Genomic DNA, 17,471 nt, shown 5'->3' on the forward strand with positions numbered 1-17,471 from the left:
GTCGCCCCTTTCTCCGGCGCGGTCAGCGGGCGGTGAGGCCCCGGCGGGAGGAGACGCCCGCGGGAAGGCTGTTGAGGTCGCCCCAGGAGAGCGCGGCGTTCACCCCGCGCCCGGTCCGCGCCTCCCGGTACGGCGGTTGGGCCGGAAATCGCCCGGCGGCCTCGGCCGCCCGCCAGATCCTCGCGGTGTCCTGCTGGTACCGGTCATTCGGCTGATTCGGCATGACCATTACCGTCCCAAAAGAAGTTGTACATGTATGGAAATGAATATGACGCTCGATCGATGTCTCGGGTTCCCGGGCACCGGCCTTGCTCGGTACCTCTACCCGGGTGGCCTGGCCGTCAACCGGCCCGCGTCCAGCGCAACGGGAGGTCGGCCCCGCCGGCACGGCGTACGGTGATCACGACGAGGTGGTCGTACCCGAGCGGGCGAGGGAGGTGTCCGGTGCTCGACCGCCGGCTCTACCTGCACCTGGTCACCTGGCTGGGCCAGTGGCCGGCCGGCCCCGGCCTGCACGTCGTCGGCTCCCGCCGGCGCGGGCGACCGGCCTGGGACGGGCGGCTGCGACCGGCGATCGCCGTGCAGGCCGCCGGCAGCACCGTGCTCTCGGTGCCGCCCGAGCGGGTGGAGGCGATCCGCGCGCTGGCCCGCGGGCCGGAGGCCGAGCTGCTCGCGGCGCTGCCCGCCGCCGTCGGCCAACCGGACTGGATGCTCGCCGACGACGTCTTCCGGTGGTGCCTGGACCCGGCCCCGCTGCCCGAGGTGGGGCGCTGGGTCCCACCGACCGACCCGGCGTTCCCTCCCTGGCTGCGGCTGTTCGACCGGGAGGTGCTGGTGGTCCGGGACGCCGACGGCGGCTACCTCGCCGGTGTCGGGATCAAGCGACACGACCTGCACGGACACGAGCTGGCGGTGGGGACGACGCCGGCCGCGCGCGGCCGGGGACTGGCCCGCCGGCTGGTCGCCCAGGCCGCCCGGCGGGTGCTCGACGAGGGCGCCGTCCCGACGTACCGGCACGACCCGGCCAACGTCGCCTCGGCCCGGGTGGCGGACGCGGCCGGCTTCCCGGACCGGGGCTGGCGATCGTACGGCGTCTATCCCCGGTGACCGGCCGCGCGGGTGTGGCGCCGCGCTGACCGCGCCGGTGTGGCGTCGTGGTGGCAGGGCGCGGACCGTGGATTCCGGGCCGAATCCACGGTCCGCAGCCTTCCCCCAGGCCCTCCCGTGTGCCGGCGTACCCGCCGACCGGTCCCATTGATGGTGACGCTACGTACGGATCGGCTCGTGAGCAAGAGGTAACCGACCGTTTCGGCGTGTCCGGTAGTGGACTTGAGCTGCGGCAAGAGTCGTCGACCCGGTGGGCGGCAATGGTGACGGAGCGTGCGGGGTGGGCGGCGGCGGACCGCGACCCGGGCTGTCGCGCCGCCCGGCGGGTATCGTCGTGCCGCGACGGCGGCAGCTCGGCGAGGAGCGGGACATGCGGGTGGACAGGCGGCACGAGGACGGCGGGCGGGTCGTCCTGCGGCCCGTCGGCGACCTGGACATCGCCACCGCCGCCGTGGTGCAGGACGCCCTGGACGCCGCCCTCGACCTGCCGGACACGGTGGAGCTGGTCGTGGACCTCGCCGAGGTGCCCTTCCTGGACTCGACCGGCGTCGCCGCCCTGCTGCGCGGGGCCGCCGAGGCCGTCGGTCGGGGCGCCAGCCTGCGGGTGGTCGACCCGCAGCCGGTGGTGGCCCGGGTGCTGCGGATCACCGGCGTCGACAGCCTGGTCGGGCTTGCGCCCCGCCACCGGAACCCGCCCGCCGTCGACCCCGACGCCCCCGCCGCCTAGGACTCCGGCCCCTCCGGCCGGCGGCAGCGCCGCAACCAGGCCTCAGCCGATCAGCCCCAGCGCCTCCGCCGCCGCCCGGCCGTTGGCGTGGCTCGCCCCGTAGGTGGTGACGAAGGCGCGTACGCCGGTCGGCCGCCAGCGCCCCGGCCAGCCCATCTCGACCACGGTCACCGGGTACGCGGCGGCCAGCGCGTCGACCAGCTCGGCGCCGCCGGGCAGCCGGTGCAGGTGCCGCCCGACCAGCACGATCGGCCGGCCGTCGGCGAGCCGCCCCAGCGCGGCGGCATCCGTCTCGGTGGCGACGACGCGGACCTCCTCCAGGCCGTCCAGGTGCGGGCCCAGGCCCCACGGCACCCGCCCCTCGGCCATGGTGGCGGTGGCGTGCAGCTGCACCACCAGCGGCCGGGCCAGCCCGTCGACCTCGCCCTCGACGCGGACCGCCTGGCGCGCGGCGGCGTACCCGAGGTCGGTGGGGGTGACCGGCGGGATGCCGGCGGCCCGGGTCCAGGCGGCGAGCGCGGCGGTGCGGCCGGCCGCCTCCTCGACCCGGGCGCGGTCCAGTCGGCCGTCGCCGATCGCCGCGACGATCTCCCCGGCCACGTGCTCGACCAGCGCGGCGTCGACCTTCGCGCCGATGCAGAGCAGGTCCGCGCCGGCGGCCAGCGCGCGCACGGCGGCCGGCCCGACCCCGCCGGCGGCCAGCGCGGCGCCCTGCATCTCCAGCGCGTCGGTGATCACCGTGCCGGTGAAGCCGTACTCGCCGCGGAGCAGGTCGACCAGGACGGCCCGGCTGAACGTGGCCGGCCCGTCCCCGGTGAGCGCCGGCACCCGGATGTGGGCGGTCATCACGGCCCGGGCGCCCGCCTCGACGACCGCCGCGAACGGCGGCAGGTCGCGCTCGCGCAGCAGGGCCGGGGACACGTCCACGGTGGGCAGCTCGTGGTGCGAGTCGGCCACGGTGGCGCCGTGCCCGGGGAAGTGCTTGGCGCAGGCGGCGACCCCGACCGACTGGAGACCCTCGACGGCGGCGGCGGAGTGGGCGGCGACCCGGGCCGGGTCGGCGCCGAACGACCGGGTGCCGATCACCGGGTTCTCGTCGGCGGTGTTGACGTCGACGGTCGGGGCCAGGTTGACGGTGATGCCGAGGGCGGCCAGCTCGGCGCCGATGGCCGCGTAGACCCGGCCGGTGAGCGCGGTGTCGTCGACCGCGCCGAGCGCCGCGTTGCCCGGGTACGGGCTGCCGGTGGCGTGCGCCAGCCGGGTGACGTCGCCGCCCTCCTCGTCGATGGCGATCAGCACGTCCGGCCGGCCGGCGCGCAGCGCGAGCGTGCTCGCGGCCACCTGCGCGGGATCCTGGACGTTGGTGCCGAACAGGGTGTGCCCGGCCAGCCCCTCGGCGACCAGCTCGACGGCCCACTCCGGCGGCACCGGCCCCGGGTACGCGGCGAGCAGCGTGCCCAGCGCGAGCCGGCGCAGTCCTGGATCCAGCCCCACGTGTCTTTCCCCCTTCGGTGCCGGACGGCACGAGTGTCGCACCGGGAGCGGTCGGTCGTCCGAGTTCCCGGGTACGGGGTGGCCGATACGCTACGGGCACCGCCCGCAGGTCGATTCGGTTGGCGAAGTTTACGGAAACCAGAGGACGTGGCATGAGTGCGACCCGGCTGCCCGGCACACCCCGCCTGTTGCGGGCGCTCAACGACCGAGCGGCACTGGAACTGCTGCTCGAACGGGGCCCGCTGACCCGGGCCCGGCTCGGCGAGCTGACCGGCCTGTCCAAGGTCACCGCCTCGCAGCTGGTCGAGCGGCTGGAGGAGCGCGGGCTGGTCACCCGGGTCGGTGAGCAGGCCGGCGGGCGGGGCCCGAACGCCCAGCTCTACGCGGTACGCCCGGGCAGCGCGCACGTGGTCGGCGTGGACGTCGGCGCGGAGCGGGTGGTGGCGGTTTGCGCGGACATCACCGGAGCCGTCATCGGCCGGGTGGAGCAGTCGACCCGGGACACCGACGACCCGGTCGGCGTGGTGCACAACGCGGTGGTGCGGGCGGCGAGCAGCGCCGGCGCGGAGCTGTCCAGCGTGCGGCGGGTGGTGCTGGGCACCCCCGGCCTGGTGGACCCGGGCACCGGCGACATCACCTTCGCCTTCAACCTGCCGCGCTGGCACCGCGGCCTGCTCGCCGCGCTCCGCGAGGACCTGCACACCCCGGTGGTCTTCGAGAACGACGTCAACCTGGCCGCCGTCGCCGAGGCGCAGTCCGGCGCGGCCCAGGGGCTGGCGGACTTCGTGCTGGTCTGGGTGGGCGCCGGCGTCGGCCTGGCGATCATGCTGGGCGGGCGGCTGCACCACGGCAGCAGCGGCGCGGCCGGTGAGATCGGCTACCTGCCGGTGCCCGGGGTGCCGATCCCGCGCGACGTCTCCCGCCGGGCCAAGCCGGCGTTCCAGCAGCTCGCCGGGGCGGACGCGGTCCGCGCGGTGGCCCGTGAGCACGGCTTCGACGCCGGCTGCGCGGCCGACGCCGTGCGCGACGCCGTCGCCGCCGGTACGGCCGGCGCCCCGATGCTCGACGAGCTGGCCCGGCGGCTGGCCCTCGGCGTGGCCAGCACCTGTGTGGTGCTGGACCCGCCGCTGGTGGTGCTCGCCGGCGAGGTCGGGCAGGCCGGCGGGGCGGCGCTGGCCGAGCGGGTGCAGCAGGAGGTCGCCGCGATCACGCTGGTCCGGCCCCGGGTGGTGCCGACCGGGCTGACCGAGGAGCCGATCCTGCGCGGCGCGCTGCGCACGGCGCTGGACGCCGTCCGGGACGAGGTCTTCGGGTCGACGGTCGGCTGACGCCCGTCGCCGTACGCCACCCGTCATGTGAAGGAATTCTTCACCACCGGTCCGACCTCGGCAAGATCCTGCCGAGGTCGGACCGGTGGCGGCCGCCTGGTGCCGGGCGCCCCGGCCCGACGACCGGTCAGATCAGGTCGCGCCGGCGGAACACCGCGAACGCGGCCGCCGTCACCGCGCCGGCGAGGGCCAGCAGCACCAGCAGCGCCGGGAGCCAGGTGATCGTGTACGTGCCGTCGCAGAAGCCGAAGCCCGACGAGTTCCGGCAGGCATGGCCGTCGTAGAGCTCGATCCGGCCGGCGAGCCACGCCGCGATGTAGGTGGAGAGCATCAGCTGGTCCGGGCGGGCCACGTCGAGGATCTGGAACACCAGCCGCGCACCCAGCTCCCAGACCACCGCGTACGCGGCCACCGCGCCGAGCGCCGCCGAGGTGTGCCGGCCCAGCGTGGCGATGCCGAAGCCCAGCGCGGTGGCGAGCAGCACCAGCACCAGGCCGCGCCCGTAGCGGCCGCCCAGGTCCTGCCAGAACGCCGCGTCCAGCCGGCCCGGCAGCCCGGCGGTCTGGGCGATCGTCCAGAACGTGCCGAGGTAGACCACCGTCGCCACCACCGACAGCAGCGTCACCACCCCGAGCAGCGTGCCCAGCTTCGCGCCGAGCACGGTGAGCCGGCGCGGCCGCCACAGCAGCAGGTTCACCACCCCGCCGGAGTTCAGGTCGGCGCCGATGTACGAGGCCCCGACCAGGAAACCGAACAGCATCAGGAAGGCGATCAGGAAGTACAGCAGCGGACCCGCCTGTTGGCCGAAGACGAAGACGCCGCTGAGGAAGTCGGCGACCACCGGCAGTTGGTCCCGCAACACCGGGTCCACCTCGCTGCAGTCTGCCGGCAGGTACCTGTTCTCGTCGATCGGCAGCTCGCCCGCCTTGACCTTCAGGCAGTACTCATGGTCGGCCTCCATGCCGCGGATCACCTGGGCGAGCTGCGCCTCCGCCGCCGCGACCTCGCTCGCCGACGGTTGGTGCGACCCGACCAGGGTGGTGGCCGTGGTGATGGCGAAGGCCAGGGCCAGCAGCACCAGCATCAGCTGGACGAAACGGCGGGCGGCGAGCCGCTCCACCTCGGCACGGACGAGGTTCACGCCTGCACCCCCCGGCCGGCGGTGACGTCGAGGTCGATCATCGGTGCGTCAGGTCCCTCCCCGGGCAGGGCGGCCTCGCCCACCTGCCGCGGCAGTGTCGGATGTGGTGCGGTGCCGGTCAGTTCCAGGAAGACGCTCTCCAGGTCGGGGCGGATCGGGGTCAGCTCGCGTACCCAGAGCCCCTGCTCGCCCAGCGTGCGGGCGATCAGCTCGGGGTCCTCCGTGCCGGCGACCACCAGCAACCCGTCGTGGTCGGTGACCGACAGGCCGGCCGCCCCCAGCAGCTCGGCCGCCCGGGCCGGTTCGGCCACCCGTACCCGCCACTCGTGCTGGTCGTAGCCGGCCAGCACCTCCTCGACCCGGCCCGCCGCCACCCGGCGACCCCGGGAGATGATCGTGACGTGGTCGCAGATCAGCTGGATCTCGGCCAGGATGTGGCTGGAGACCAGCACCGTCACCCCCGCGTCGGCCAGCGACCGCATCAGGTCCCGCATCTCGCGGATGCCCGCCGGGTCCAGCCCGTTCGCCGGCTCGTCCAGGATCAGCAGCTCGGGATCCTTGAGCAGGGCGGAGGCCACGGCCAGCCGCTGCCGCATGCCCAGCGAGTAGCCCTTCACCCGGTCGTGGCCCCGGTCGCGCAGCCCGACCTGCTCCAGCACCTCGTCGACCCGGCCGGTCGGCACTCCGCCGGCCAGCGCCAGCAGCCGCAGCGTGCGGTGACCGGTGAAGTTGCCGAAGAACTGCGGGCTCTCCACGATCGCGCCGACCCGGCCGGTCACCCGGGCCAGCTGTTCCGGCGCGGGGGCGCCGAGCACGCTCATCCGGCCGCCGTCGGCGCTCACCAGGCCCAGCAGGGCGCGCAGGGTGGTGGTCTTGCCGGAGCCGTTCGGGCCGAGGAAGCCGTGCACCTGCCCGGCCTCCACCAGCATGTCGAAGCCGTCGACCGCGACCCGCCGCCCCTGCCGCAGGGTGTGGAACGTCTTGCGCAGCCCCTCGATCTCGATGACCGCGCTCATCGGCGCCGCTCCTGACCTCGATCGGGCATGGCACGTCCTCCGGCTGTGGTGACCAACGACACGGCGCCTCACCTTATGGCCAGGGCCTCGCCCGTGGGGGGCACCCCGCGGGCTGCGTGGTTGGATGGAGCGGTGACTGGTGACCTGATCCCCGGCGCCGCCGGCGCCCCCGCCGCCCCCGCCCCCGTGGACGCGGATCTGGTGGTCAGCCTCGACGGTGTCGGCGTCAAGCGCTCCGGCACCGCGCTGCTGCACGACGTGGACTGGCGGGTCGAGCTCGACGAGCGGTGGGTCGTCCTCGGCCCCAACGGCGCGGGCAAGACCACCCTGCTCAACCTGGCCGCCGGCCGGCTGCACCCGACCAGCGGCACCGCGCACGTGCTCGGCGAGCGGATCGGCCGCACCGACGTCAACGAGCTGCGGATGCGGATCGGCCTCTCCACCGCCGCGCTGGCCGAGCGGGTACCCGCCGAGGAGCGGGTCAGCGACGTGGTCGTCACCGCCGCCTGGTCGGTGGTCGGCCGGTGGCGGGAGAGCTACGACCGCACCGACGAGTCCCGGGCCCGCGCGCTGCTCGGGCAGTTGGGCGTCGGGCATCTCGCCGAGCGGGCGTACGGGACGCTCTCCGAGGGCGAGCGCAAGCGGGTGCAGATCGCCCGCGCCCTGATGACCGACCCCGAGCTGCTGCTCCTCGACGAGCCGGCCGCCGGGCTCGACCTGGGCGGGCGCGAGGACCTGGTGGCCCGGCTGGCCGAGCTGGCGTACGACCCGGACGCCCCCGCCCTCGTCCTGGTCACCCACCACGTCGAGGAGATCCCGCCGGGCTTCACCCACGCGCTGCTGCTGCGCGAGGGCGGGGTGGTCGCCCAGGGGCTGCTCGCCGAGACGCTCAGCGACGACAACCTCTCCAAGACCTTCGGCCTGCCGCTGGTGGTCGAGCGGCGCGGCGAGCGGTACACCGCCCGGGCCGCCTGAGCCGGCCGCCCGGCTCCCGGCCCGACGGCTGGTCCTAGACTCGCCGCAACGTGCAGGTCGGCAGGAGGTCGTGGTGCGGCAGACCCGGGTCGTCGTGGTGGGCAGCGCGAACATGGACCTCGTCGGCACCGGCCCGGCGCTGCCCCGGCCGGGGGAGACCGTGCTGGGCAGCGACTTCGTGACGGTGCCCGGCGGCAAGGGCGCCAACCAGGCGATCGCCGCGGTCCGGGCCGGAGCCTCCTGCGCCTTCCTCGGCGCGATCGGCTCCGACGCCTTCGGCGTCACGCTGCGCGCCCGGATCACCGCCGCCGGGGTGGACACCGGCCAGCTGCGGGTGGTCTACGGCGCGTCCGGGGTGGCGCTGGTCATGGTCAACGCCGTCGGGGAGAACGCCATCCTGGTGACCCCCGGCGCCAACACCGCCTTCACCGGCCTCACCGGTGGCGAGCTGGACGCCGTACGCGAGGCGGACGTGCTGGTCGCGCAGCTGGAGATCCCGGTCGAGACGGTGACCGCGGCGGCGCTGGCGGCCCGGGAGGCCGGCACCCGGGTCATCCTCAACGCCGCGCCGGCCCGGCAGGTGCCGGCCGAGCTGCTGGCCGCGGTGGACCTGCTCGTGGTCAACGAGCCGGAGGCGCAGGCACTCACCGGCCGGGGTCGGGACGAGCCGCGTGCGCTGCTGGAACTGGTGCCCCGCGCGGTGCTGACCCTGGGCGGTGAGGGCGCCTGGTACGGCGACCGGGACGGCGCGGACGTGCACGTGCCGGCGGTCGAGGTGGCCGTCGTCGACACCACCGCCGCGGGCGACGCGTTCACCGCCGCGCTGGCGGTGGCCTGGGGCGAGGGCCGGGAGGTGCTGGACGCGGTGCGCTGGGCCGCGGCGGCCGGCGCGGCCTGCGTACGCCGGCTCGGCGCCTCGGTGGCGCTGCCCCGGCGGGACGAGATCGACGCGCTCTACGCCCCGCCGGCCGGCTGACGCCACCCAGCCCGTGTCCCCGGCCGACCCCGGAGCGCCCGGTCACGCCCGCCCGCCAGGTCAGGCGGCGTCGCGCGGGAAGGCCCGGCGGTACGCCGACGGCGAGGTCCGCATCGCCCGACCGAAGTGGTGCCGGTAGGTGACCGCGCTGTCGAACCCGACCGACCGGGCCACCTCGGCGACCGGCAGCCCGGTCGACTCCAGCAGCACCAGACTGGCCCGCACCCGCTGGTCGATCAGCCAGCGGATCGGGCTGGTCCCGGCGGCCCGGGCGAACTGCCGCAGGTAGGTACGGGAGGACATGTGCGCCTGCCGGGCCAGCCGCTGTACGGTCAGTGGCTCGGCGAGGTGGGCCAGCGCCCAGTCCATGCTGCGGGCGATCCGGTCGTCGCCCGGGTCGGCCGGCACCGGCGCCTCGATGAACTGCGCCTGCCCGCCGTCGCGGTGCGGCGGGATCACCAGTCGCCGGGCCACCGCGTTGGCGATCGCCGCGCCGAAGTCCCGGCGGACGACGTGCACGCAGAGGTCCAGGCCGGCGGCGCTGCCCGCGCTGGTCAGCACGTCGCCGTCGTCCAGATAGAGCACGTCCGGGTCGACCTCGACGCGCGGGTACCGCCGGGCCAGCAGGTCGGCGTACCGCCAGTGGGTGGTGGCGCGCCGGCCATCGAGCAGGCCGGCGCCGGCGAGCGCGAACGCCCCGGAGCAGATCGACATGATCCGCGCGCCGGCCCCATGCGCCCGGCGCAACGCGGTGACCAGCTCCGGTGACGGCTCGGCGGTCACGTCGGGCACGCCGGGGACGATCACCGTCCCGGCCCGGGCCAGCACGTCGAGGCCGTACGGGGTGTGCAGGGCGGCGCCGCCGACCACCGGTACCGGGCCGGGGCGTTCGGCGCAGACGGTCAGCGCGTACCAGTTGACGTCGAACTCGGGGCGGGCCAGCCCGAACACCTCGGTGACGATGCCGGTCTCGAAGACCGACATCCCCGGGTACGCCAGCACGGCCACCGTACGGGTCATGGCGGGATGTTAGCGGAGGACGTCGTTCCCGCCACTCCCGCCGGTGGCGGTGGCCGGCCGAGGATCGGAGGCATGTCGTACACGCTTTCGGTGCCGCCGGCCGACCCCGCCGTCGCCGCCGCCCACTTCCTCGACCGGCTGACCTTCGAGACCGACGTCAGCGACGTGCACGCCGACCTGACCGCCCGGGTGCCGAACCTGGTGGTGGTCGACTCGCGGGGGCCGGACGCCTGGCGGCAGGGGCACCTGCCCGGCGCGGTGCACCTGCCGACGGCCGAGATCGCCACTCGTGCCGCCGAGCTGGTGCCGGCCGGTTCGCTGGTGGTCATCTACTGCTGGGGGCCGGGGTGCAACGGCGCCACCCGGGCGGCGCTGGAGTTCGCCCGCCTCGGCTACCGGGTCAAGGAGATGCTGGGCGGCTACGAGTACTGGGTCCGGGAGGGGCTGCCGGTGCGTACCCCGACCGGGGAGATCCGCCGGCCGGTCGACGACCTGACCGCCCCGCGCGCCACCGCCCGCTGCGACTGCTGACCGGCCCCGGCCCCGGCCCCGGTCGGTCAGTCGGTCGGGTCGTCGGTGAGGCGCTCGCCCCGGCGGCGCAGCATGCCGAGGCCGGGGATGCCGGCGACGGCGAGCTTGAGGTCGCGGGTGACGTCGAGCAGGTCGTGCAGGTCCGGGCCGACCCGGTCGAGGGTGGCCAGGATCGGCAGGATGTCGGCGGTCAGGTGCTCCTTGAGCTTGGGCAGCTCGTCCACCAGCCGGATCGCCGCGGTCACCTCCTCGTGGCTGAGCTGCTCCACGAAGCGGGTCGCCATCGGTGCGCCCCGGCGCAGCGCCGGCTCGTACGCCGCCATCAGCTCGCCCGCAGTGGCGGTGGCCTGCTCGGCGGCGGCGATGGTGCCCGCGGCCCGGCCGGCGACGGCGTCCGCCTCGGCGACCACCGTGCCGGCCGCCCGGGCCACCCGCTCGGCCTCCCCGACCACCACGGCCGCCGCGCCGGACACCTGCTCGGCCTCGCCGACCACCACCGCGGCCGCCGCGGCGACCTCGGTGGCGGTCTCGATCGCGGTGGTCGCCGCCGCGCTGATCACCGCGACCTCGCGGACCGCCGCCTCGGCGTCGGTGAGCACCCGGTCGGTCCGGTCCAGGGTGCCCTCGATCCGGTCCACCACCCCGTTGATCCGGGCCAGCAGCGCCTCCACGCCGTCGAGCACCGCGAACGCGCGGGCCGGCACGGCGGCGAACGAGGCGGCCGAGCCGAACGCCTGGTCGAGGGCGGAGCGGGTGAGGCCGACGACCGCGGTCGGCCGGGGGAGGGGGATAGCCATGTGACCAGTGTGCGTCGGCCCGGCCACCCGCGCCCGACGGCGCGGTCCCGGTCACTGCCCGGCCGGGCGTCGCGCGGGCACCGGCCCGCCCGCTCGGGCGATAGGGTGCCGGGCATGTCGGTCCGCCCCCTCGGCGCCACGCCGGCCGCCCGCCGGGTCGCGGTCCTCGCGGTCCTCGCCGCGCTCGCCCTGGCGTTCGGCGGGTACGGGCTGGCCCGGGCCGACGCGGGGCTGAGCACCCGACGGGCGACCATCGACGGGGTGCCGTTGACCGAGGTGCGGGCCACCGGCGTGGCGGGCCGCCGACCCGGTGTGGTGATCGCCCACGGGTTCGCCGGCTCGGCCCGGCTGATGCGCCCGATCGCCGACACGGTGGCCCGGCAGGGCGCGGTCGCGCTGCTGCTCGACGTCGCCGGGCACGGCGCCAACCCGGCCCGGCTGCCCGGCGCCGGGCGGGACGCCGCCGACTCCCGCGCCACCCTGGAGCATGACCTGTCCGTCGCCGTCGCGTACCTGCGTACCCGGCCGGACGTCGACCCGGCGCGGATCGTCCTGGTCGGACACTCGATGGGCGCCGGCGCGGTCACCCGCTACGCCGCCGGCCACCCGGACGTCGCCCGCACCGTCGCGATCTCGCTGCCCGACTCCGACGACCTGCCCGACGGTCGGCCGGACGGGCTGCTGCTCATCGTCGGCGGCGCGGAGTTCCCCGCCTTCCGCGACACCGCCGAGGCGACGTCCCGCCGAGGCGTCGGGCGGCGGCTGGTGGTCGTACCCGGCGTCGAGCACATCTCGGTGCTCTTCGCCGGTCGTACCCATGACGAGGTCGCGGCGTGGGTGGGTGGCGGCGGCGATCCGCCGCGACCCCTCGCGCGGCTGGCGCCGGCCGGGTTGCTGCTGCTCGGGTTCGGGCTCGGCTTCGTCCCGCTGGCGACCCTGCTGCTCGGCCGCCGGTCCCGGCCGTCCCGGCCGGCCGCCCCGACCCCCGCGGTGCTGGCGGTGGCGGCGTCCGCCGCCGGCCTGGGTGCGCTGGTCGGCGCGCTGGCGCCGACCACCCGGCTTCCGCTCGCGGTCGGCGGTCACGTCACCGGTTTCCTGCTGGTGACCGGCGTGCTGCTCGTCGCCGCCGCGCGGTGGTGGCCGCTGCCCGCCGCCACCTCGGCCCCGGTCCCGGCGACCGCGCCGGTCGCCCGCCGCGCGCCGGTGCGGTCCGCGGTCGCCGCCGTCCTGCTCACCGGGTACGCGGTGACCGCCGTCGCCGTGCCGATCCACCTCGGGTTCACCTCGGCGCTGCCGGTGGGCGACCGGTGGTGGCTGCTGCCCGTGGTGGCCGCCGCCTGCCTGGTCTTCCTCACCGGCGCGGAGTTGGCGACGGCCGGGCGGAGCTGGCGGTACGCGGCCGTCGGCGGGATCGCCGTGCTGGCCCTGACCGCCTCGGCCGTGGTGGGGCTGGCACCCGGGTTCGTGCTGCTGGTGGTGCCGCTCTTCGCGGTGCTGGTCGGCTGGCAGGCGGCCTGGGCGGCGGTGCTGCGCCGGGTCGGCGCGCCCCGGTGGCTGCCGGCCCTGGTCGGTGCGGCGCTGCTGGCCTGGCCGATGGCCACCACCCTGCCGCTGACCTGACCTTTGCCGGCTTGGGATCCGTCCCGTGCCGAGGGTGCAGCACGCGCCGGGTCGTCATGGCCGCCGGCGCGCCACCCGCAGCGCCCACCAGATCAGCGGCGCCTGCAACGGCAGCCGGCCGTAGGCGACCGCCCGCCGGGCCGGCCCTCTGTCCCGCCAGTCCGCCGCCATCTGCACGTTCGCCGGCAGCACCGCGGCGAAGAGCGCGGCGGCGGCCAGCCCACCGCGCCGCCGGGTCGCCGGGTGGGCGACCGCCGCCGCCACCGCCAGCTCGGCGGCCCCACTGGCGTAGGTCCAGAAGCGGGCCGGCCCGGGCAGCGCGCGCGGCACGATCGGGTCGTAGAACCGGGGCTTGAGGAAATGGATGACGCCGGCGGTGGCCAGCAGGCCGGCCAGGGCGGCAGCCTCGCCACGACGGGTGGTCAACGATGCTCTCCCTGGTGCTCGACGGCGCGCTGCACGGCCCGGTAGATCTGCCCGAACCGTAACGCGTCCGGGGTGCGCACCAGCATCATCTCCTGCCCGTGGTGCTGCACCCACAGCTCGTGCACCCGGTTGCCGCGCTCGTAGGAGCGGTCCAGCCAGCTCAGCGGCACCTCCAGGAACGGGGTCAGGGCCAGCGCGCCGACCGCGCAACCGGCGAGGATGACCAGCGCCAGCTTCCAGTTGCCCCGGTCCTGCGCCGACCAGGCCAGCGAGACCACGCAGACCAGCGCCACCAGTGGTGGCAGCGAGAGCAGCAGCACGAGGACGCCCCGGCCCAGCACCCGCCCCCGGACGGCCAGCGTCGTCGCACCCCGCGCGTGCCAGACGTACGTCACGTCGGCGATCCGGACCGCGTGCCCACCGGCCCGGATCGACTCCGAGGTCACCTGGACGGTGTCGTCCCGGTAATAGAGGGTCATCACTAGACCCTAACCATCCGTGGGCAAGACCCCGCCCCCGTCGCTCCGGCAGCCGGTCGCCTCTCCGGTCCGCGCGTCCGCTCGGGCTCCGGGCGTGGTGTTGGGACGCTGCAGAGCTGATGTCGTCGATGAATCATCCGGCTCGCTCAGGGGCAGGCCCGTCCCGCTGCGACTGAGTCGTTGACGACATCAGCTCCACAGCGTCCGGGGGCCACCCGCCACCACCCGGGACCCCACACAGGGCCGGTGGCCAAGGGAGCGCGGACCGGGGGACCGGCGGCGTCGCGGCGGGACGGCGCGGGACGGTCGGGCGGCGTACCGTCCGGGCGCATGGCCGACAGCGAGCGCAACGTCGAGGTGGTCCGCCGCTACCTGCGGACGTTCGTCACCCGGGACCTGGCCGAGCTGCGGGCGGTGGTCGCCGAGGACGTGGAGATCTACGGGTCCGGCCGGGCCGTCCGGGGCCGGCACTTCGTCGAAGGGGCCGTCGCCGCGCCGGGGTTGACCGTGCTCGACCAGGAGATCCGGGAGCTCTTCGCGGCGGGCGACCGGGTGGTCGTCTCGATGGCCCAGACCTACCGGCGGGACGCCACCGGCGCCACGGCGGTGCAGAGCGCCTGCAAGATGTACCGGCTGGCCGGCGGCCGGATCGTGCAGTTCTGGGGCGAGCAGGACCTCTACGGCCTGCTGCGGGGGCTGGAGATGTTGCCCGACGGGCCGATCGAGTTCTGAGCGCCGGGCACCGGGCGGCGGCTCTCCATCGCCCGCTGCACCGCCCGGTAGACCTGACCGAAGCGCAGCGCGTCACCGGTGCGCAGCAGCAGCACCGGCCGGCCCCGCCAGCGGGCCCACATCTCCCACTGCCGGCTGCCCCGGGCGTACGAGCGGTCGAGGTGTTCGAAGAGGAAGTCGGCGAGCGGGCCGACGGCGAGCCCGAGCAGCACCGAGGCGCCCACGATCGCGACGGTGACGGTGAGCGAGCGGTGCAGCCAGACGGCCAGCGCCACGCCCAGCACGGCGGCGACCAGGGGGCCGGCCAGCGCCACGCCCAGGGCGCCGCGCCCGGCGAGCACCCGCCACGAACGGCTGCCCCGCTGGTGCCAGACCATGCCGATCTCGGCGAGCGGGAAGGTCCGCCCGTCCACCCGGATCGCGGTGGAGGTGACCTGCACCGACCTGTCGTCGTAGTACGTGATCATGGCGGCACTCCCGGTGGCGGGGCTGACACCAGCCTACGTACTCCAACGACCGGGCCGTAAGGTTGGCACGCGACTTCGACGAGGAAGTGAGGGCAGCGTGAGCGGGTTCGTGCGGCTGGAGACCAAGGACGGCATCGGCACCATCCGGCTGGAGCGGCCGCCGATGAACGCGCTCAACACCCAGGTGCAGGAGGAGTTGCGCGCCGCGGCCGCGGCGGCCACCGCCGACCCCGGCGTCCGCGCCGTCATCGTGTACGGCGGGGAGAAGGTCTTCGCCGCCGGCGCGGACATCAAGGAGATGGCCGACATGTCCTACGTGGACATGGCGGAGCGGGCCGCGGACCTGTCCAGCGCCCTCGGCGCGATCGCCCGGATCCCCAAGCCGGTGGTCGCCGCGATCACCGGGTACGCCCTCGGCGGCGGCTGCGAGCTGGCCCTGGCCTGCGACTGGCGCGTGGTGGCCGAGGACGCCAAGCTCGGCCAGCCGGAGATCAAGCTCGGCATCATCCCCGGCGCCGGCGGCACCCAGCGGCTGGCCCGCCTGGTCGGCCCGGCCCGCGCCAAGGACCTGATCATGTCCGGCCGGATGGTGGACGCCCAGGAGGCGCTGCGGATCGGCCTGGTCGACCGGGTCGCCCCGGCCGCGCAGGTCTACGACACGGCCGTCGAGCTGGTGACGCCGTACCTGACCGGCCCGGTGCAGGCGCTGCGCGCGGCGAAGCTCGCCGTCGACGGCGGCCTGGACATGGACCTCAACTCCGGTCTGGCCTGGGAGAGCCAGCTCTTCGCGGCGCTCTTCGCCACCGACGACCGGCGCGAGGGCATGGCCGCCTTCGTGGCGAAGCGCAAGCCGGACTTCACCGGCCGCTGACCGTCGGCTCGGGCCGGCGACCCCGCGTGTGGTCGCCGGCCCGCCAGGTGAACCGAGAAGTGTTCACATCCTCCGTACCGGCCAGTAGCGTGTGACACCGGTCAGGTGACGAGGGGAGCGGCGATGACGGAACGGGTCGAGGGCCACGGCGGGGAGCTCGCGCTGGCGGCGCTGCGCGCCAACGGCGTACGGGAGATGTTCACCCTCTCCGGCGGGCACGTCTTCCCGCTCTACGACGCCGCCCACAAGCACGGGTTCCCGCTCTACGACGTGCGGCACGAGCAGTCGGCGGTCTTCGCCGCCGAGGCGGTGGCCAAGCTCAACCGCCGTCCCGGCCTGGCCGTGCTCACCGCCGGCCCCGGCGTCACCAACGGCGTCTCGGGGCTGACCAGCGCGTTCTTCAACGCCTCCCCGGTGCTGGTGCTGGGCGGGCGGGCGCCGCAGTTCCGCTGGGGCTCGGGCAGCCTCCAGGAGATGGACCACCTGCCGCTGGTCGCCCCGGTCACCAAGCACGCCGAGACGGTGTTCAGCACCGACGACATCCCGCGCGCCGTCACCGCCGCCCTGACCAGCGCGCTCACCCCGCACCGGGGTCCGGCCTTCCTGGACTTCCCGCTGGAGGCGGTCTTCAGCGTCGGCGACGCCGAGCTGCCCGCGCCGGTCGCCGTCGCGCCGGTCGAGCCGGACCCGGACGAGGTGGCCCGCGCCGGCCGGCTGATCGCGGGCGCGCAGCGCCCGGTGTTCATCGCCGGCTCCGACGTGTACGCCGGCGACGCGGTCGCCGCCCTCCGCGAGGCCGCCGAGGCGCTCGGGGTGCCGGTCTTCACCAACGGCATGGGGCGCGGGGCGCTGCCGCCGGAGCACCCGCTCGCCTTCGCCAAGGCCCGCCGGGTCGCCCTGAAGGGCGCCGACGTGGTCGTCGTCATCGGCACCCCGCTGGACTTCCGGCTCAGCTTCGGCGACTTCGGCGACGCGGCGGTGGTGCACATCGTCGACGCCCCCAGCCAGCGGGCCGGGCACGTCCAGCCCGCCGCCAGCCCCGCCGGCGACCTGCGGCTGATCCTCTCCGCGCTGGCCGGGCAGACCGGCGACCGGGTCGACCACGCCGACTGGATCGCCCAGCTGCGCACCGCCGAGGACGCCGCGAAGGCCCGCGACGCCGAGGAGATGGCCGCCGACACCGACCCGATCCGACCGGCCCGGGTCTACGGCGAGCTGCGCCGGGTGCTCGCCCCCGACGCGATCACCATCGGCGACGGCGGCGACTTCGTCTCGTACGCCGGCCGCTACCTGGAGCCGGCGCAGCCGGGCACCTGGCTCGACCCCGGCCCGTACGGGTGCCTGGGCACCGGCATGGGCTACGCGATGGGCGCCCGGGTCAGCCACCCGGACCGGCAGATCTGCGTGCTGATGGGCGACGGCGCCGCCGGTTTCTCGCTGATGGACGTGGAGTCCCTGGTCCGGCAGCGGCTGCCGGTGGTCATCGTGGTCGGCAACAACGGCATCTGGGGGCTGGAGAAGCACCCGATGCGGGCCATGTACGGCTACGACGTCGCCGCCGACCTCCAGCCGGAGCTGCGCTACGACAAGGTGGTCGAGGCGCTCGGCGGGGCCGGCGAGACGGTGGCCAAGGCCACCGACCTCGGGCCGGCCCTGGCCCGGGCCTTCGACGCCGGGGTGCCGTACCTGGTCAACGTGCTCACCGACCCGACCGACGCGTACCCGCGCTCGTCGAACCTGGCCTGACCACGACGCCGCGACCGC

The 17,471-nt window shown here is 75.7% G+C and carries 19 protein-coding genes; 10 read left to right on the forward strand and 9 right to left on the reverse strand.

What is annotated here, in order from left to right:
* Positions 1-22: 22 nt before the first annotated feature.
* Positions 23-223, reverse strand: a complete 201-nt coding sequence (locus ACTWM8_RS06645; RefSeq protein WP_154943277.1) for a DNA repair protein — start codon at positions 221-223, stop codon at positions 23-25.
* A gap of 221 nt (positions 224-444) precedes the next feature.
* Between ACTWM8_RS06645 and ACTWM8_RS06650 the strand changes: the two genes are divergently transcribed.
* Positions 445-1,107, forward strand: coding sequence for a GNAT family N-acetyltransferase (locus ACTWM8_RS06650; RefSeq protein WP_446213042.1), 663 nt, complete (start codon positions 445-447; stop codon positions 1,105-1,107).
* Positions 1,108-1,477: 370 nt separating this feature from the next.
* Positions 1,478-1,834, forward strand: a complete 357-nt coding sequence (locus ACTWM8_RS06655) for an STAS domain-containing protein (protein WP_446213043.1) — start codon at positions 1,478-1,480, stop codon at positions 1,832-1,834.
* 42 nt (positions 1,835-1,876) lie between these two features.
* Here the strand turns inward: ACTWM8_RS06655 and ACTWM8_RS06660 are convergent, their stop codons facing one another.
* Entirely contained in the window at positions 1,877-3,328 is a 1,452-nt protein-coding gene (locus ACTWM8_RS06660; protein ID WP_446213044.1) for a glycoside hydrolase family 3 protein, read from the reverse strand.
* Between the two features lie 152 nt (positions 3,329-3,480).
* Between ACTWM8_RS06660 and ACTWM8_RS06665 the strand changes: the two genes are divergently transcribed.
* Positions 3,481-4,656: an ROK family transcriptional regulator gene (locus tag ACTWM8_RS06665; RefSeq protein WP_446213045.1), complete on the forward strand. Its 1,176-nt coding sequence runs from the start codon at positions 3,481-3,483 to the stop codon at positions 4,654-4,656.
* A gap of 127 nt (positions 4,657-4,783) precedes the next feature.
* Here the strand turns inward: ACTWM8_RS06665 and ACTWM8_RS06670 are convergent, their stop codons facing one another.
* Both ACTWM8_RS06670 and ACTWM8_RS06675 read right to left on the reverse strand, forming a co-directional pair.
* Positions 4,784-5,797, reverse strand: coding sequence for an ABC transporter permease subunit (locus ACTWM8_RS06670; RefSeq protein WP_446213046.1), 1,014 nt, complete (start codon positions 5,795-5,797; stop codon positions 4,784-4,786).
* Positions 5,794-6,813 (reverse strand): ATP-binding cassette domain-containing protein, encoded by a 1,020-nt coding sequence (locus ACTWM8_RS06675; protein ID WP_446213047.1) that lies wholly within the window; start codon positions 6,811-6,813, stop codon positions 5,794-5,796. Before ACTWM8_RS06675 ends, ACTWM8_RS06670 begins: the two co-directional genes overlap by 4 nt.
* 75 nt (positions 6,814-6,888) lie before the next feature.
* Between ACTWM8_RS06675 and ACTWM8_RS06680 the strand changes: the two genes are divergently transcribed.
* Both ACTWM8_RS06680 and ACTWM8_RS06685 read left to right on the forward strand, forming a co-directional pair.
* Complete coding sequence (locus tag ACTWM8_RS06680) at positions 6,889-7,788, forward strand: ABC transporter ATP-binding protein (RefSeq protein WP_446213048.1); 900 nt, start codon at positions 6,889-6,891, stop codon at positions 7,786-7,788.
* Between the two features lie 73 nt (positions 7,789-7,861).
* Positions 7,862-8,764 carry a ribokinase gene (locus tag ACTWM8_RS06685; protein WP_446213049.1) on the forward strand — a complete coding sequence of 301 codons (903 nt, stop codon included), beginning with the start codon at positions 7,862-7,864 and terminating at the stop codon, positions 8,762-8,764.
* 60 nt (positions 8,765-8,824) lie between these two features.
* Here ACTWM8_RS06685 and ftrA read toward each other — a convergent pair whose 3' ends face one another.
* Positions 8,825-9,784, reverse strand: a complete 960-nt coding sequence (gene ftrA / locus ACTWM8_RS06690) for a transcriptional regulator FtrA (protein ID WP_446213050.1) — start codon at positions 9,782-9,784, stop codon at positions 8,825-8,827.
* A gap of 72 nt (positions 9,785-9,856) precedes the next feature.
* On the opposite strand from ftrA, the gene ACTWM8_RS06695 reads away from it, so the two are divergent.
* Positions 9,857-10,315 (forward strand): rhodanese-like domain-containing protein, encoded by a 459-nt coding sequence (locus ACTWM8_RS06695; protein ID WP_446213051.1) that lies wholly within the window; start codon positions 9,857-9,859, stop codon positions 10,313-10,315.
* Positions 10,316-10,341: 26 nt separating this feature from the next.
* Here ACTWM8_RS06695 and ACTWM8_RS06700 read toward each other — a convergent pair whose 3' ends face one another.
* Positions 10,342-11,112, reverse strand: a complete 771-nt coding sequence (locus ACTWM8_RS06700) for a hypothetical protein (RefSeq protein ID WP_446213052.1) — start codon at positions 11,110-11,112, stop codon at positions 10,342-10,344.
* Positions 11,113-11,226: 114 nt separating this feature from the next.
* Here ACTWM8_RS06700 and ACTWM8_RS06705 point away from each other — a divergent pair, with 114 nt between their 5' ends.
* On the forward strand, positions 11,227-12,732 hold the full coding sequence (locus tag ACTWM8_RS06705; protein WP_446213053.1) for a dienelactone hydrolase family protein: 1,506 nt from the start codon (positions 11,227-11,229) through the stop codon (positions 12,730-12,732).
* A gap of 54 nt (positions 12,733-12,786) precedes the next feature.
* On the opposite strand, the gene ACTWM8_RS06710 is transcribed toward ACTWM8_RS06705, so the two are convergent.
* Positions 12,787-13,158, reverse strand: coding sequence for a hypothetical protein (locus ACTWM8_RS06710; RefSeq protein ID WP_446213054.1), 372 nt, complete (start codon positions 13,156-13,158; stop codon positions 12,787-12,789).
* Positions 13,155-13,637 (reverse strand): DUF6232 family protein, encoded by a 483-nt coding sequence (locus ACTWM8_RS06715; RefSeq protein ID WP_446213055.1) that lies wholly within the window; start codon positions 13,635-13,637, stop codon positions 13,155-13,157. The genes ACTWM8_RS06710 and ACTWM8_RS06715 overlap by 4 nt, the downstream gene beginning before the upstream one ends.
* A gap of 330 nt (positions 13,638-13,967) precedes the next feature.
* Between ACTWM8_RS06715 and ACTWM8_RS06720 the strand changes: the two genes are divergently transcribed.
* Positions 13,968-14,369: a nuclear transport factor 2 family protein gene (locus tag ACTWM8_RS06720; RefSeq protein ID WP_446213056.1), complete on the forward strand. Its 402-nt coding sequence runs from the start codon at positions 13,968-13,970 to the stop codon at positions 14,367-14,369.
* Here ACTWM8_RS06720 and ACTWM8_RS06725 read toward each other — a convergent pair.
* Positions 14,315-14,836, reverse strand: a complete 522-nt coding sequence (locus tag ACTWM8_RS06725; protein ID WP_446213057.1) for a DUF6232 family protein — start codon at positions 14,834-14,836, stop codon at positions 14,315-14,317. The genes ACTWM8_RS06720 and ACTWM8_RS06725 overlap by 55 nt on opposite strands.
* Before the next feature lie 97 nt (positions 14,837-14,933).
* Here ACTWM8_RS06725 and ACTWM8_RS06730 point away from each other — a divergent pair, with 97 nt between their 5' ends.
* On the forward strand, positions 14,934-15,707 hold the full coding sequence (locus tag ACTWM8_RS06730) for an enoyl-CoA hydratase-related protein (RefSeq protein ID WP_446213058.1): 774 nt from the start codon (positions 14,934-14,936) through the stop codon (positions 15,705-15,707).
* Positions 15,708-15,830: 123 nt separating this feature from the next.
* On the forward strand, positions 15,831-17,453 hold the full coding sequence (locus ACTWM8_RS06735; protein ID WP_446213059.1) for an acetolactate synthase: 1,623 nt from the start codon (positions 15,831-15,833) through the stop codon (positions 17,451-17,453).
* Positions 17,454-17,471: the final 18 nt, after the last annotated feature.

Source organism: Micromonospora sp. IBSANI012 (assembly GCF_052814045.1).